Here is a 15,323-nt window from a genome sequence, read left to right as displayed (position 1 = left end):
TGGACACCATCGCCCTTAATCTGGGGATTCTGAAGGTGTGTTCGCCATCCGCTTACTGCGGTGTAGCGTCTGGATGGGGATACCTATCTCTTCAAGCGCGTTCACGCCTGCTGGGAGGTGGAAATTCTCAAAGCCCATCCTGACATGGCTGTAGTCAATAGTGCTGCGCATCCCCTTTTTGATAGCGTGCAAACGAACAACGTCCTCCAGCAGCCCCAGCAACTTGGGGATGGTGTATCCGAAGGCATTGCTCACCAGCTTCAGATCATTGTTGAGCGACTTGGAGAGGTTTACTTTCTCCTGTGCTTTGATCCGCTGCTTGGTGTACTCAATCTGACCTTTTAGAAAAGCCGAATAACTGTCGGCCTTTAGGTAGGCGGTCAGCTTGGCCAAGATGGTATCTGGGGTTTTGGTTTGAAGACCATTCGTAGAAAACGCCTTGGGTACGATCTTGCTGCTGATCTTAGCCAACGTTTTCAAAAATCCGGGCGCTGGAGACCAGTGAAAAATAAGTGACTCAAACTCGTCTTCGTTGAGCATCTGAACCAAGCTGTACAGTTGCTCAAACTGCTCCATCCTGAAGTAGGAGTGCTTCTTGACTAGATCGACGGAAAACCGATCCTGGACAAACGCGGCTTCAAACCGATCCTGGGAATATTCAGTCAAATGATCTGGCTGGGCGCTAGCTAGCAGGTTCAGCGGCGTATCGTCATCCTGAATCCCCAGAGGGATATCGACCTCCTGATTCAGGTTGTCTTCGGGAACGTCTTCCAGGCAAAACACCTTGCCGACGAAGTGGATGCCCATCCGCCCCGCACGGCCTTTAATGTTGCCGTGGGTGAATTTGTCGATTCCTCGGGTGCCGTTGCGGTTGTCGTAAATAACGACATTCTTAGCAATCGTATTTACACCCTCGATGATGGTTGCGGTGCACAGGAGAAATCGCAGATCCCCCGCATTGAACCGGTCGGCGGTGTACTGCTGAAGGGCTCGGGGAAGTCCGCCGAAATGCAGACCGATGCCATTCTTAAGGGCATAGGTGTAGTCCCAATCCGGGTCGAACTCTTCAGCAACCCAATCAATGTGAGGACTCTGGAACGGCTGACCGTACCCAAGTCTGACCAGCTCGCGGGCGACGTTGCCGGCCACAGTGGACGACTTGCAATAGATAATCGTGGCGCCTTCACACTGTGGTGCGATGGTCGCCAACATCTCAAGCTTCTTCTCATCATCATTGGGATCCACACCGAAGGTCTGCACATCGACCGCCACGGTGTTGAAATCGGCAGATATGAATGTGTGGTCGTACCCCAGTTCGGTTAGGCCCCGAATGCTGTTGATGAAGGGCCCCGTGAGGTAGAACTGCTTGGACACTTTCAGCAGCTTACTGAGGGCGATATTCAACTCAGTAACCCGTTCATCCTTGAAGTCGGTGGTGCCGTTTTTAAGCTGCTGGAAGGCCAGTTTGTAGAACTCATCAATAACGAAAAGATCGATAGCCTTGATGTCATCACGCTCGTTTACCCGTTCTTGGGTCAAGACGTATACGACCCTGTCGCTGCGGCACTCTTGCGAGCTGTGGTGAATGATCTGATAGACCTCGCCAAAGCGCTCCTGAAGACGCCGCCGTGTCTCGTCAGCCAGAGCGACCGTGGGTACCACTAGAACGACCCGCTTGAAGCGACCAAGGCCAAGTAGCGAGTCGACGATGGCACTCTTGCCCATGCTGGTAGGCGCACTCAGTACGACGTTGCGGCCAGCCTTGAGCAGATCGAAGATCCGGAACTGCATCGAGTGAAAAACAAAGTCTTCCGAGAATGGCGTTCGGTACACGTCCAAGGCAATACGTTCGCCTTGGGAAAGCTCCGAGAACTCTTTCTTCAAGTACGGAAATAACCCAGCCTTCCTTACCATATTGCGCAGAATACCAACGTGATCCACGAATTTCTCACGGGAACCAAGCGCCCGAATGGTCAAATCTCTACCCAATGAACTGGAAACGGGGTTGGACAGGAGGGAGTTGACCGCTGAGAGGTAGCGGAACGCGGAGAACCCATCTGCGCCCAAACTCTGTTTTGCAGCATCATAAACTTCGATCACAAGGCCTCCCTGACCTTCTTGTCTACCAACTGGGTTAACGTCTCCAAACTTGGCGCTGGGTAGATGAACACGTTGATTGTGAGCTTTGCGAAGGTGGGGTCGTGTTCCAGGTCATCGGCAAACTTTTCGAATAGGGCTGCCGTTTCCTGCTCAAGCTGATCTTCGTGCCCCAGGGTTTCAGGCTCAGTGAGCAACGTTGAGTCGTACCCTATGAAGAGCACGAACCGAAGACGATGCAGATGAGAGTCGAACGAGTTGCTCTCGTCCAAGATCGTGTCGATATCATGGCGCAGTAGGTAGGCATCATCCTTGATGTCGAGGATCTTGCCGCGAGCGCTGCTGAAGCACTCCATAATCTCCTCGTAGAGCTCATCACGGATCTCATGCAAGCGCGCAGCGATGTTTGACGCCGTGACAAGCTCACTGAAGCCAACCCACAACTCATCACCCTCGGGATCTCGCCGAACGATATGGACGTTCTCCAATATCTTTTCTTCGTCCTGACCTTGGAGGTAAAGCATGCAGGGTATCGGCTGACTGGAATGCGTCTGTCGAATCGTGGCGTGGAGAAGCACCCGACCCAAGAAGGAACGCACATCTGCCAGGGAAGCGAAGACCGTGTTTTTTAAGCGCTGGCTTTGCTCAACAAGCGATAGCTTGTGGATGTCGGCCAGTTCATTGGGGCGGAGAAACACCTCGTCCAGCCATTTGCAGACGTTGTCGACGATGTGTTTATAACGGTAGCGCGTCATGCTGTATTGCTGGTGCAAGACGAGGCCGTTTCGTTTAGCACACGGTGTGGACAAAGGGGCGCGGAACGGAACCAGAATATGCGGTAGCTGCCGCTTGACGTAGATCTTGCGCCCTACCCGCTTCTGATCTTCCTCGACCCGGCCTTGGAACCAAGTGTTCAAATCGGCGCGAAGATAAGATTTGCTATCCACCGAGTGGATTCTGCGTGACAGAGCGCCTTTACGCGTAACCGTGTCCAGGATACCTCGCCAGATATCCTCTGCAGAAGCCTCGGTGCTCAAGATGGCCCCGTGGAGCTCATCCGCAGCAAGCCGAATGTTCCTAATACCCAAGAGCTCAATCTCGCGCATGGTTCGGAACACTTGCCACCACGCGGCGTCAACCCAATTCGCCACGTCCACCCCACTGGTAGCAACGTAATTGGCGGTTTTCGAGTTGAGGTATTTGATCAGCTCATCGCGCCCTGGCTTGCCGTCACGTTCGTCTCGGCTGATAAGCAGGTATTCGAGAGTGACGTTAGTGGGATGCTCCGTAACGATCCTGAATTTTCTTGGCACGGTGAGTTCAGGTTCGCACTCCATGGACTTGTGCAAGATCGAGCTACAAGGGATCTTTTTGTTTTTGGCACCCTTACTCAGAACGACAAGATCACTCTGGGCCCAAAGGGTCTTCGTGGTGGTTTTGACCTGTACGAACTCTACGAAATCATCGCAGACGACATCGATATCGTCTGTGACCTCGCAGCGGATGCGTCGAATTGTCTTGTCACGAAGCATCTGTGTGACGTAAAAGGCGGCAACGCAATCCTGAAAAATGAAGCCGTGCTTGGCAGCAACTCCGCCGGCATCGTTTGGTTCCATCTTGACATCCATGGCAGCTCTGTCCATGGAATTTATGGCAATAGCCCCCATGCGTCTAGGTTATTGATGGCGTTTTGATGTGTCTCGCGTGGGCCGGCAGCCTCCTGATGCGTTATTTCACTGCCTTCGGGCCCCCGCCCCCCGCGCCATTCTTGAAGCCCCAGACCACTCAGAAGCCCCAGCTGACAGCATCCCAACCGCAATCAAATCAGGGGGGATGTTGACTGATCCTGGCCTCCTGGTGGACACCCATGGCCCAACGATTTTCGGATGAGTTGATCGTAAGGGGCCGGTGAACACACCTTCCGAGCCTGCCCGGTAAGGGTAATTGTGTCCGCGTATTTTCAAGCGGACGCAATTACCCTTAACGCTAGGATCGCTACCACTTAACTAGCTGGACACTATGCTTTCGGCGGTTGAGACAGGAACGTTTGTTGGAGGACGGTTACGCTGAGGGAGCCAGCCAGCGCGGCCAACTCCTCAGTGCGCGCTCATGCGTATTCAGTAAGCGACCGGACTTTTCCGCCTTTAAACTTCAATAGCTCACACCAGGGCTGGATAGTGTTCAGTGCTTCGACGGGAGACAACTCAGCGTTAGAGATGTAGCTGATATGAAGCTGATCACGGGCACGTGTCATCGCGACATACAGCTTGGCAACATCACCAGCGTCAGTCACTTCTTGCGGACGAGCAATGGAAACCGGCTCGGCCACACTGGCAAGGAACACGCAGCCAAACTCAAACCCTTTGGCGCTTTCCACTGTCGACACACGAACACCTGGCGCATCGATCGAAGCCTTGATGTCAACATGAGGTATGCCCAAGCCCATCATGGCCTGAATCACATCACTTCTGAAGCCTCGCGACCGCGAGATCACGCACACGTCATCAAGAGCTTCGACGCCGTGGATTTCCTTGATTTTAGTGATTGCAGAGATGACGTACGCCAGTTCGTCCTCTTTGGTCTTACACCTCACGAGTCCTGGGCGCTCACCCCGCCGAACGGCGAAGTCAGGCGCCAACGGCTTCTGCTGAGAATCTTCATCAATGTCCGAAAATTCGTAATTGATGATCAGGGCATACGCGGCTTGCAGGATTTCTTTGGTATTGCGGTAGTTCTTCTTAAACACGCTAGCCCGATTGAGCGTGATCCCGAGCGTTTTCAGCGAGAAGCCTCGCTTATAGATGGTCTGCGCGCCATCGCCCACCAAAAATAGACCGTCTGGAGCCGTTTTCAGCAGATCACCGCTGTCCGTCCTGATCAACGACAGCATGTGAATCTCGTTCTGGCTCAAATCCTGAACCTCATCGGCCAGCACGGCACGCCAGCGTTTTTTACTCTTCTCCCCAAGAGTATTCTGAAGGGTGATGGCGTCCTGCACGATGCCCTCAAAATCTGGAGCACCGCCCTGCGCAATGAATTCTTCATAAACTTGAAGACCCTGCATGACTAATTTCCGAGCAGGTTCCGCCAATGCTTTACCCCGACCAATTCGTCGGAACGAAGATTTTAGGTAGTTTGAGTATTCCGATGGCAGCAATCGAGTGCGGATGTAGCTCAGCTCCTCCCGCAGGAAATGCCTGAGATCATGTGCCGAAAGTCGACCAAGTGCAGAAACACCAGTATTGAACTCAGGTACGGCCTTGATAACAGCAGCCAGCGCAGCGTCGGTGTAAGACTCAACTGGCCTGCGGGTTGGATCTGGTTTCAAATCATTGACAAGATCACGCGCCAACGCCTGGATAGTCGTGACATGGATCAGCGAACGCTCCGGGCCGCACAGGGATGTGACAAGCGAGTTCAGAAGCTTGCGCATGCTGTCAGTCAGCGTCACCACCAGCACGTATTCGCCATATTTCTTGGCCAAGTACTGAGCACGGTGCACCAAGACGCAGGTTTTGCCACTCCCGGATACCCCCCTAAGGCGCGAAGGGCCAGCAAGGTCTGCGATTGCGATCTTTCGCTGTTCAGGATGCAGGTACAGCATCCACTCTTCCCGGTTGGAGGGCTCAGGCATGCCCTCTTCTTCCTTCCACGTATAGAAGGTTTCAGCATTAACCGGCGAACTGACACCTTCGAGCAGGTCAGCAGCACTGACCTCATGGGCTTGCTTAGCGTCCAGGCGCAACCGCTGCCGAGCCCCTTCGTGATCGCCATGATCAGCCATGCCCAGCACATCCGCAGCCAGCACAGCAGACTCGAAATCCTGCTGCTTTTCCACTTTTTCGAGAATGCTGTTTGCAGCCTCACCCCAGTCACCTTTGGTCACACCCAGCAGAATCTGAATGGTCTCACTCTGAAGCGTCGAGCCTTTGAAATCCTCGCTGGTAAAAGTCGACAGCAACGGCTCATCCAGGACGTGCTCAGGTGTGTCCATGGCAACGTCGATGATCGGTGGACGGATCGGCTCTTCCGCGCTGGACACCTGGATGAATTCGATCTTGCCGTCAGAATCCTTCCGCACCCATTTGTATTTGCGGTGCAGTTCCAGCCAGATATCAGATTCTGCATGGGATCCGACAAACAACATGATCAAGAAGTCTTCCGTACCGACCTTGTTCCGCTGAAGCACCAAACGGTAACCGTCACCGAGTTCGTACTTCTCGCAATCTAGGCGCGATTCACCGTTCTTCGTTCGTTCCAAGCGAATTTGGTCGCTTAGGCTTGCTTGGGTGCAAGCGGCTTCAGCACGTTGGGCTGCACTCTTGCCCACTTTGTCAGATTTGCTGAGGTCTCGAAGCATTTTCCGAAAGGAACGCGGGATGATGACTTGAGGCATAACCGTCCTTGATTAGAAGCTTGGATGCTAGGTTGTCCGGGCCTTCGCACGGGTCGCCAAACCGAGATAATGGCACATTGGAATGACGACTTCGAGCTTCATATCAACTTGGCGCTTTTGGAAAGTTCGCGGTCATTCTGTCCGGTCTACAGAGTGAATTTCTCAGAGCTAGCAGAGATGTCTAGAGGCCGTTGCAGCCCTTTAAAATACTGATTTAAAGTATGCGTCCGGCCCACCCGTCTTGCACGACTAAAGGCGTGTTTGCCGGCCCCTTACAGTTGATCGCAAGAGAGAGGCGTACCCTGGGTCAAGACACAGAGGACTCGGGCACGCAGCTCGACCAGCCCAAGCGGCACTCAGACTCTGCACCGACGCCAGAATCCACCTCAGCCCAACGACAAGTGTGATCCAACCTGCATGCTCGAACGCGTCCTCAGCTGCGGCCAAGAAGACCAGCGTTCAACTATCCTCGTCATCCTCCTCGGGCGTACATGTGATCGCACTGGGCCGCAAGCAGTGGGCATTCAAGGCTTTCTCTTGAACCGTACCCAGGGTCAGGACTTCACTGATCTCACGGGGTTCGCAGAGCACGTGCTGGCGTACAACCGACGCTGAGGTTGCCGGGCAAGCCGGGCTGGATGCCCGCAGCCACGAAACTAGAAAGGCCGATCACACCGGCACGATGGACACGAGCTCGAAATACCGAAACTTGCGTTTCTTCGCAGCCGCTCGCGCCTCCTGCTCGGCCAGAAAGGTGCTCAACGTGTCCCCATCGTGGGTGAAGACCTCGAAGGCCACGGTGAGTAGGCATGGCGGCCAATCGGCGGCGTTGCAAGGCTGAGCGCCTGTGTGCCGGCCCCCTCAAGAGCTGCTTTAAAGCACCACGATCTCTTCGGCTGTTAACCAGCCAGCGTCAATGACTGTAGCTTTCGCAATCTCAGGCTGTGCGCTGTAGACGACGATGGCCAAGCTCTGCTCTGCACGACTGCAGGTGACGTAAAGAAGCCTTTGCGTACGTGATAGCGAATTGTCGAGTCCCTCGCGCTCATTCTTCACGTCGCTCGGCGAAGCGGGTTTAACACCGAGCAATTTTTCATAGCTGAACAGAAAACCACCTGCTTCTTCGTCGTTTAGGATGACCATCACCCGAGGAAACTCTAAGCCTTTGACCCCCTGGTGGGTGCCGTAGGGCGAGAGGCCATTCGCGTAGCCACCAAAGGCCGCGATTTCGGAGTAACGACGCCCCAGAACAACCCGATAAGCATGGATTTCAAGTGCCTCACGATCCGTTGTTTCGGGTGCAGGGTCTGAAGTGGCACCTTGAGCCACTGCGGCAACGAGTCGATCGGGCAGCGTAAGCAAACCTGTGCTCTGGAGGATGTGGATCACCTCCTCAATCAACGGGTCGTTGCCTTCCAGCAGCCCGCAGAGAGAGTGGGTCGCCGCGCCAACAGATTCCAACAGTTTGAATTGCCCCTCTCCAGCCGCCTCCAGGTGCTTAGGATCAAGCAAAGGAGAGCGTAGCCGCACCGCCTCCATGAGCGTGAAATCATCTGAACGGGCTGCGGCGACGATTGGAGCGACCCCATCAAAGAAAACCCTGAGGATGGGTAACGTACCGTCCAACAGTGCAGTATTCAGATGTTCAACGGCATAGAGTGGCGCGAATACCCCTTCAAAACCCATGCGGCGGGCAGCCATCTTGTGCTCCAAGATCAGCGTCTTGCGGCCTTCCATGCCATTCGACCACTGAGCATCGCCCGTGATAGCTGCCATTTGATTAGCGATCCGGTCTTCCAAGCTGAAATCTTGCCCCGGTGCCTGCCGGATGCAGAACATACGCACAGCACCTTGGGCCGCTCCCTGCTTTGGTATCTGTTGATGATCATCCGCTCCCGCTCGGATTTTGTTGATCAAATCGACAACTCGGATCGGGCAACGACGATTGATACGTTTTTCGGGCCTGGCCCAGTCGCGCGGTATCGCCTCATAGAGCTTTGGCTTCCCGTCGTTGTAAATTCGCTGCATCGTGTCGCCGAGCAGGCCTAAGCAAAATCTTCCAGGAATCGCTGCCTGCGCTTCAAGAAATGCATCCATGAGCGGGCCGTACGTATCCTGGCTCTCATCGATGAGCAGCACCGGGTGCCGATCCGCCAAAACATCGAGCAAAGGTGGCTGGGGTAGAAACGCTGCGGCCATCTGAATGACTTCACTGTGGTTCAGCGATTGCCTACTTCGGTTATCTCCTGACGGGCTATAGGTGAATTCGTAAATTTCATCCAACGCCGCCAAGCGACGGGCTTTGCTATCCCGGCTCGCCTTGTTAGCCAGGTAGGTCTTGTTCACTGATTTCGCCCGACCGAGCTTGTCGTCCAACTCAGCGATATCGTCCGCAAGCTTGATACGTAACCATTCACGAATATCGTCGTTGAAGCCCTTGATCATCTTCCAAGAGAAAGCATGAATGGTTGAAACCTCAACCAGCGGATCGTGCTCAAGTCGGCGCGCGATCTCCTCACAGGCTGCGTTGGTGTACGTGATGATCGCGATTTGGCGGCCTTCAAAGGTGAGGCGCTGACGTTCGCGTTCCTTGAGTGATTTCACCGCTACGACGAGGGAGTGGGTCTTACCTGAGCCGGCGCCGGCATATAGGAAAAAGCTGCGTGGCGTCTCAAGATTCAAGCATTGCTTGATAATGTCATCCGCAGTGGGCGTGACTTCATCGGTGGTATCCTTTATGGCACTCATTCGGGCGTTACCTCGACACTGGCCGTCGGGATAATCAAGAGCTCCTTGCTCTTCTTCTTCAGCTTTTCCTCTAACCAGACGAGCCCTTCCCGGATGTACTCTGGAATAGCCACCTCGGCGAAGTCGGGATCCCCAAGCACCTGTAGTGCAAACTCCGCTTTGTCACCCGTCCTGAGCGCTTCAAACAAAGCCTTACCTAGGTCGTCTACCGTGGCAGACTCACGGAGCGCTTTGGCGAAAGACTTGGTCAGACCACGGCCTTTCTTGACTGCAAAGTGCTGCACATTGCTCAGCACCAGGCTGTCTTCAAACGTGTTGGGCAGCGCCTGGGCCTCAATTTCAGCCTTGGGGAGAACGACGCTGATGGGTGTCTGATACGCAATGCGGATCGCAAACAAGTCGTCTATCTGCTGCGATTTTTTCTCCGCATCGAGATCCAGCAAGGTGTCGACATCGTGCCCTATTCCCAGGGCGGTGACCCAGCCGCGCAGGGTGGGGTTATTGGTTTCTTGTTCGGCTTTGCGCTTGACGGGTACCGCTGATTTTTTCAGTCCGGCATCCAGATCCGTGATAACCAGCGTCACGATTCCCAATGCATCGACTAGTGGCCTGAGGCGATGTGCGTGACTGCCACCAATATCCAGAATGGTGATGTAGCAACGGTCAAGGAACGAAAATTGACTGCGTAGGAAATGCGGCAACATCATTCGCTCCGCAGCGCCTTCAACCAAGATCACTGCGTCAGCAAAGAAGAGATCGGCATGCTGCGCCCGCAGGTAACGAGTCACGAACTCCTTGGTTTGCCTGTGACGGTTTTTGTCGCCAAACACTGTGCTCAAGTTAGAGACGGTGGACACCGGGATAGGCACACCGGCCATTCCTGCGGGTAGCCTTCGGAAATACCGAAGGTTTGCATAGTCCGTCTCATGAGCAACATGGCTGGAGTGAGAGCTGACCACCAGTTGTGTTTTGAGCCTCGGGTATTTCTTGAGAAGCGGGTCATTACATAGGACGTGATACGCGTGCTTGATAAAGGCCTGCTGCACTTGAACATGAAGATGAGCCTCTGGCTCCTCAACCAGCACGAGGTGGATCGGCTCAATGCCGGCGTCGGACTGCTCCTCGGTATTTTTGTACTTCCTCAGCCACTCATCCCGAAATGCCATCAGCTGGAAAATCATCGAGATCAGGTTTTGGTAACCGAGACCATTGGATGTTTCGGGCAGACGCATGGGAGGAGCACCAGGTGCGCCTGCGACTGAATCCAACTCGAACAGCACCGCAGCTTCATGGTTCATGCCGTCCGTAGGGGAAAGCCTGGTTTCCACCCTGATCGCAGGGTCAGTAGTGTTCGGATAGCCCAGACCTGCGACCTCTACAAGGGCGGGAGCGAAACTGGAGGTTAGTCGGGAATCGAACGCCGACTGCGCAGCTTGAATGGCTGTCAGCGCTTCCAAATCTGAAATGTCAGGGCTGTCTCCGGGATCGAGATGCCGACTGTAGTAAGCACGCAGTTGCTCAGTTAGTTTTTTCCCTGAGCCACCTCGCCCCTCAGTGACGGACTCCTCGGCGCTATCACCGAAGCCACGCTGCGCATTGATCTCGTGCACGCGTATGAGATCGGTCAGCGGGTTGCTCTCCAGCGGAAGTGCATTAGCAGACAGTCCTTGCAGGCTGGCGTGACGAGTCTCGGGATCTGGGTCGCAGAGCTGCGCCGGGTCTAGACGGTACCAGCGTATGGTAAACATCGCCCCCAAGCGACGGTTAAGGTAGTCATGCAGGCTTTGCGGCCAAAGTGACAGCGTGGGCGGAGTTTTTCCTTTCTCGGTCTTGTTCGAGATCTCCTGCAACAGGGTTTTGACCCGGTTACGCTCTTTCCGGTAATCGGTAAAGAGTTTGGCCATGTCCTTGGGCTCAAGTCGAAAACGCATCCCGACACAGCCACCTTTCCAGGAAAAATTGGGAATCAAATCCTTGATGTAGTGCAGCTCCCCTTTCGAGGCTTCCACCCATAGATCGAGAGTGGGCAACCAATGCTTCCAATCGTTCGCAACTGGTGTCGCAAAGGTTTCGTCAACCTTTTCCCACTCGACACCAATCTCATTGATGGCCGTGAGGTGAGCAAGTGTCAAATCTTGGAGGCGGAAAGCGCTAGCTTTCGAGAGCAGGAATTTTCGCAACGCCAACATTGCAGAGGATTTACCACTGTTGTTAGCGCCGACCAACAGGGTGGTGGTGCTGGCCAGGTCGATTCGAACGGACAGGAGCTTGCGGAAATTCGCGATCTCTAGGTACTGGATCTGCATAGCCTCTTCCTTGTGACGGCTTAAGGTATTTCACCGGGCTGATAGATCCTGAAACTCTAGCCCAGCACCTGCTGCGCTCCAATAGACGTAGTCAGTTTTTGCCACTACGTTCTGGACAAGCGTCCCATCATCGCGTTTGCGGGCGGTGATAGAAAAACTCCGGCCATCCTGGCGGATCTTCGTGGCAGGTGGATCCCAGGCTTTGGGAGGGAATGTGCACAGAGATCCGTCCAAGTAAGCGATGCCAATCTGAACGTCTCGTTGAGCCGGGATCAGGTTTCCGTTGAGAGAATCTCAAGGATCCTGAGAGCAGGGGGTCAGTCTAGAAGTCAGTGGCGGCTAGGCGCACCCACTTATTCAATCGATCCCATTCCGGTTGGAAGTCTGATAATTGAGGAAAGTGTGGCGCGCCGACGCTGGCCCGGGCCAATGAGGACATAGACAGAGTCTTTGGTCTCAAAAAAACGCTCTTCTACGAAGGAATGCAGGGGTGCAGTCCGGGCCCAGCCACCAACGGGGTACCGCCCAAGGGTGTCGTGCACCATGTCGAGAAACACGAGCATAATGGGCTTTTGCCCCATACCGGCCATGCCGTCACGTACCAGATCGGGCATCTCTAGATCGAAGAGCACCCAGTCCTGAACCACGCAGTACGGTTTCCCGGGGAACCTCTCGGCTACTTGTGCTGCGGCCTCCTCGGGGGATACATCCAGCCCTTGCATAGCCAGAGCCGGCCCGCGCAGCATCTCTGCCAATAGCTTCAGCTTTTCCATGTGCACCTTCAATGTTCAATCCGTTGGGCGAGATCCAGAGGGAGCTCTTCAGGGCTTTGCGGCACCAGGACGTAAGCGCTACCAGTTGAGGTAAGCGCGACGGAGTACCCACCTTGGTCGACAAACTCAACGATCATGGAAGTACGAATGCGCCGGCCATCCTTGAAGCGGTTTTTCTGATCGAAGTAGACGATCCCCGTCAGCATGAAACCCTCGACCTCAGGACAGAACAAAAACGCAGTTATCCCGATATTGAAATGCGCACGTTTGGCATCCGTGACTTGAATGGGGACTCGGTCTCTATCAGGCATCAGCTTCGTTCTCTGCGCTGGAATCATCAGCGTCGATTGAGGATACGAGGACGTAGTAGTCACCCCCGCTCTCGCTTTGCAAAAGGGAGAAACCTTGCGCTCGGCGGATGGGTCGGACGGGCGGAGTGAGGACAGTCTCACCATCTCTAATCTGGCCAGAGCAATCGAAGTAAGCATGCGCCGAGTAGTGGCCGCCGATCCGGCCTGCTCCGCAAAGGTAGGCGTCGATCGCGACACCCCAGTCAACGGCTTTCGCATCCAAAACCGCCTGAGGCACAGTAGTTGAGGCCCCCTGTTTCACATCAAACTTTTCAGCGACGCTCATCTAAATCCAACACCTTGTAGGGGTCAAAACCTGTCTGTTCATCCGGGTAGCCGAGCGGGTTGGAAACCAGCCTGCAGCCGCCTAACTCAACATCGATCGCGTGGTGCGTATGCCCGAAAATCCACACGTCACTGCGCGCGACAAGTGAGTGCCAGTTGTTGCAATACGAGGCAGTGATTGGCCCTTCGTTCTCATGTCCACCGACTTCAACGAGCGGCGCGTGATGAGTGATCACCACTGTTTGCCCATTGAATGGTTTCTCCAGTTCGGCAGCTAGCCATGCGTGGGATTGACGACTGCGGCCAGCGACTTCGTCGGTGCGCAGCTTGTGGAAATTCGAACCGGCGCGGATCACTCGGAAGTCGTTCATCGTGTTCCTGGCAGCAGCGCTAGCCGCCGATACATCACCCACGGCGCTGAAGTCTGTCCATCCCGTACAAGCCAAGAATCGAATGCCGCCCTTGATGAAAACATCGTTCTCCACCACATGCACATGGCTCTCAGCCGCCTGCCGCGCTTTCTCCAACGCCCGATCAAAATGGCCGCCGTAGAATTCATGGTTGCCCAAGACGTAGAGCACCTCGCCGGAAAACGCCTGGTTCGCCCATTTTACGCCCCGCTCGCGCGTGTGAATGTCCCCTGCAAGCACGACAAGATCAGCGTCCGAAACCGCCGGCTCGAATGGCTTGAATTCGAGGTGCAGATCAGACAAGACGCTAATCTTCATTCCAAGCTCCAGTCTCTATTTAGCTATAAATTGATGTATCCAACACTCGCTGACGCAAGGCGGCACCGGCCTGCCTGGTGGTCATGCGATAGTGGGCACATCGTGCGGGTGAGCATCTTAGCTGAACCAGACCGTTAATGTCAGCATGCACCGTTTATCGGCCTAGCTGGCTGTGGCTCTATCCTCGCTTTTGGACGCTTATGTCACTCAAGATCGAGATAGCAGCAGCGCTTCGCGGTATTCGCCAGGAGCGGCAACTGAGCTATGAAAATTTGGCCGGTGGCTCGCTGCGCACGACCATCGGTGCCCTTGAACGCGCCAAGGCTGGCGTGACACTCGACAAGCTCCATGAGATTGCCGCAGTACTCGATTTCGACCTCGTGACGCTTGTGGCTCTGTGCGTGGGCCTAAAGGACGGCAAGGAGCCTAAGACTGTATTAGAGGCGGCCATGCAGGAGCTTCAGGCGTTCGAGGCATCAGGTGGTGCTGTCCTCGTCCACGATCAGCTCAAGGACGGCCAACTGTCTTCTCGATCGGTCGGCAAGCCGAAGAAGGTGCGTAATCAGGATGCTGTACTGGCACTGAAGGCGCAGGGGAAAACGCCTGCTGAGGTTGTGGAGATTCTGGGGTTGTCGCGTACGACGGTGAGCAGGTACTGGCGCTCCGAAGGTTCGGCAGGTTCGTCAGTCTTGGGGGAAAAGGCAGGCAGCCAGCCATAGTCAGGAGAGTCACGGTGACGGATTCAGATCAGTACATGTCTGAGAACGAGTTTAGGGACATGATGCTGGGTCAAGTGCACCCGGTGATCCTGAGCAGTGAGCACCTTGACGAGCACTATTCTCATGGAGGCATTGGGACTGCCTTTGTACTGGAATACTGCGGCGAGCTCTTTGTCGTAACAGCTCTTCACGTTCTCAAGAACCAGTTCGCCGCCCATGACGAATTGCGGATCTTGCTGCGCAACGCCCCGCTCTCCATCCTGTTCGACCTCCGCGCAGTATTCCGGGATGAGTCAGATCCCGACCCGGATTCAGACCTGGTGATTTTGCGAATCGTGAAATCTCAGCACACCGAGTTGTATGCGGCAGGGCTCGTCAGTCTTAACGCTGCTGAGTGCGCTTTTATCGAGGATTACAGCCGCGCTGAAAGCTTTGACGTGTTTGGCTACCCAGAGGCCGGACGATCTTACGACTACGAAGCGAACGTTCTGGGAGCCCAGTTACATTGGCTAAAGGGGGAACTGACAGCGCCTGCGGTACAAGGCCTTTGTACCCTCCAAATCAGAGGCCATCGCCCGAACGATTTCAACGGCATGAGTGGTTCGGTGGTGATCGCCGACGTTGATGGCCTCATGAGGTTCGCTGGCCTGGTCACGCTGGCAAGTAATGAGCGTGGGATATTGAACTTCATTCCTGCAGAGAAAATAACGCACCATTTAGATGAAATGATACGCATGGAACTGGCGGAAATTATAGTGCCTGACGATTCGGGCTCTGTGGATGAGGGACGCCCCTAGGAGAATGCGGGAGTCAGGCATTTGATCACCTAGGGTTCGGTGGACTTGAGTGAAATGCTGGACGGATCAGGTGTCAGCGGCAAAGATCTCCACAGATGCCCAACGGGCTGAACAGTGCTGGTAG

11 protein-coding genes are annotated in these 15,323 nt (G+C 54.8%); 2 read left to right on the top strand and 9 right to left on the bottom strand.

What is annotated here, in order from left to right; all coding sequences use genetic code 11:
• Positions 1-15: 15 nt before the first annotated feature.
• The 9 genes from H618_RS21675 to H618_RS0112775 form a co-directional block, all read right to left on the bottom strand.
• The gene (locus H618_RS21675) at positions 16-2,100 is read right to left on the bottom strand and encodes a DEAD/DEAH box helicase (RefSeq protein ID WP_154660660.1); all 2,085 of its coding nucleotides are present in this window, start codon (positions 2,098-2,100) and stop codon (positions 16-18) included.
• A complete protein-coding gene (locus tag H618_RS0112820; RefSeq protein ID WP_281169476.1) occupies positions 2,097-3,725 on the bottom strand; it encodes a HamA C-terminal domain-containing protein in 1,629 nt (542 codons plus the stop codon). Before H618_RS0112820 ends, H618_RS21675 begins: the two co-directional genes overlap by 4 nt.
• Positions 3,726-4,204: 479 nt before the next feature.
• Positions 4,205-6,493, bottom strand: a complete 2,289-nt coding sequence (locus tag H618_RS0112815) for a 3'-5' exonuclease (RefSeq protein WP_028695433.1) — start codon at positions 6,491-6,493, stop codon at positions 4,205-4,207.
• 873 nt (positions 6,494-7,366) lie between these two features.
• Positions 7,367-9,241: a UvrD-helicase domain-containing protein gene (locus tag H618_RS0112800; protein WP_028695431.1), complete on the bottom strand. Its 1,875-nt coding sequence runs from the start codon at positions 9,239-9,241 to the stop codon at positions 7,367-7,369.
• Positions 9,238-11,547 carry an AAA family ATPase gene (locus tag H618_RS0112795; protein ID WP_028695430.1) on the bottom strand — a complete coding sequence of 770 codons (2,310 nt, stop codon included), beginning with the start codon at positions 11,545-11,547 and terminating at the stop codon, positions 9,238-9,240. Before H618_RS0112795 ends, H618_RS0112800 begins: the two co-directional genes overlap by 4 nt.
• A 353-nt stretch (positions 11,548-11,900) precedes the next feature.
• On the bottom strand, positions 11,901-12,320 hold the full coding sequence (locus H618_RS0112790) for a DUF6957 family protein (RefSeq protein WP_028695429.1): 420 nt from the start codon (positions 12,318-12,320) through the stop codon (positions 11,901-11,903).
• An 8-nt stretch (positions 12,321-12,328) separates the two neighbouring features.
• The gene (locus H618_RS21670) at positions 12,329-12,631 is read right to left on the bottom strand and encodes a hypothetical protein (RefSeq protein ID WP_050577308.1); all 303 of its coding nucleotides are present in this window, start codon (positions 12,629-12,631) and stop codon (positions 12,329-12,331) included.
• Positions 12,624-12,956 carry a hypothetical protein gene (locus tag H618_RS21665; protein WP_050577307.1) on the bottom strand — a complete coding sequence of 111 codons (333 nt, stop codon included), beginning with the start codon at positions 12,954-12,956 and terminating at the stop codon, positions 12,624-12,626. The genes H618_RS21670 and H618_RS21665 overlap by 8 nt, the downstream gene beginning before the upstream one ends.
• Positions 12,943-13,683, bottom strand: a complete 741-nt coding sequence (locus H618_RS0112775; protein ID WP_028695428.1) for a metallophosphoesterase — start codon at positions 13,681-13,683, stop codon at positions 12,943-12,945. The genes H618_RS21665 and H618_RS0112775 overlap by 14 nt, the downstream gene beginning before the upstream one ends.
• A 200-nt stretch (positions 13,684-13,883) precedes the next feature.
• On the opposite strand from H618_RS0112775, the gene H618_RS21660 reads away from it, so the two are divergent.
• Together H618_RS21660 and H618_RS23205 are read left to right on the top strand one after the other, a co-directional pair.
• On the top strand, positions 13,884-14,402 hold the full coding sequence (locus H618_RS21660) for a helix-turn-helix domain-containing protein (RefSeq protein ID WP_050577306.1): 519 nt from the start codon (positions 13,884-13,886) through the stop codon (positions 14,400-14,402).
• Between the two features lie 14 nt (positions 14,403-14,416).
• Positions 14,417-15,199 carry a hypothetical protein gene (locus H618_RS23205; RefSeq protein ID WP_245586779.1) on the top strand — a complete coding sequence of 261 codons (783 nt, stop codon included), beginning with the start codon at positions 14,417-14,419 and terminating at the stop codon, positions 15,197-15,199.
• Positions 15,200-15,323 lie beyond the last annotated feature (124 nt).

Source organism: Pseudomonas cremoricolorata DSM 17059 = NBRC 16634 (assembly GCF_000425745.1).
GTDB lineage: Bacteria > Pseudomonadota > Gammaproteobacteria > Pseudomonadales > Pseudomonadaceae > Aquipseudomonas > Aquipseudomonas cremoricolorata.
This window is presented reverse-complemented; position numbering and strand designations above follow the sequence as displayed.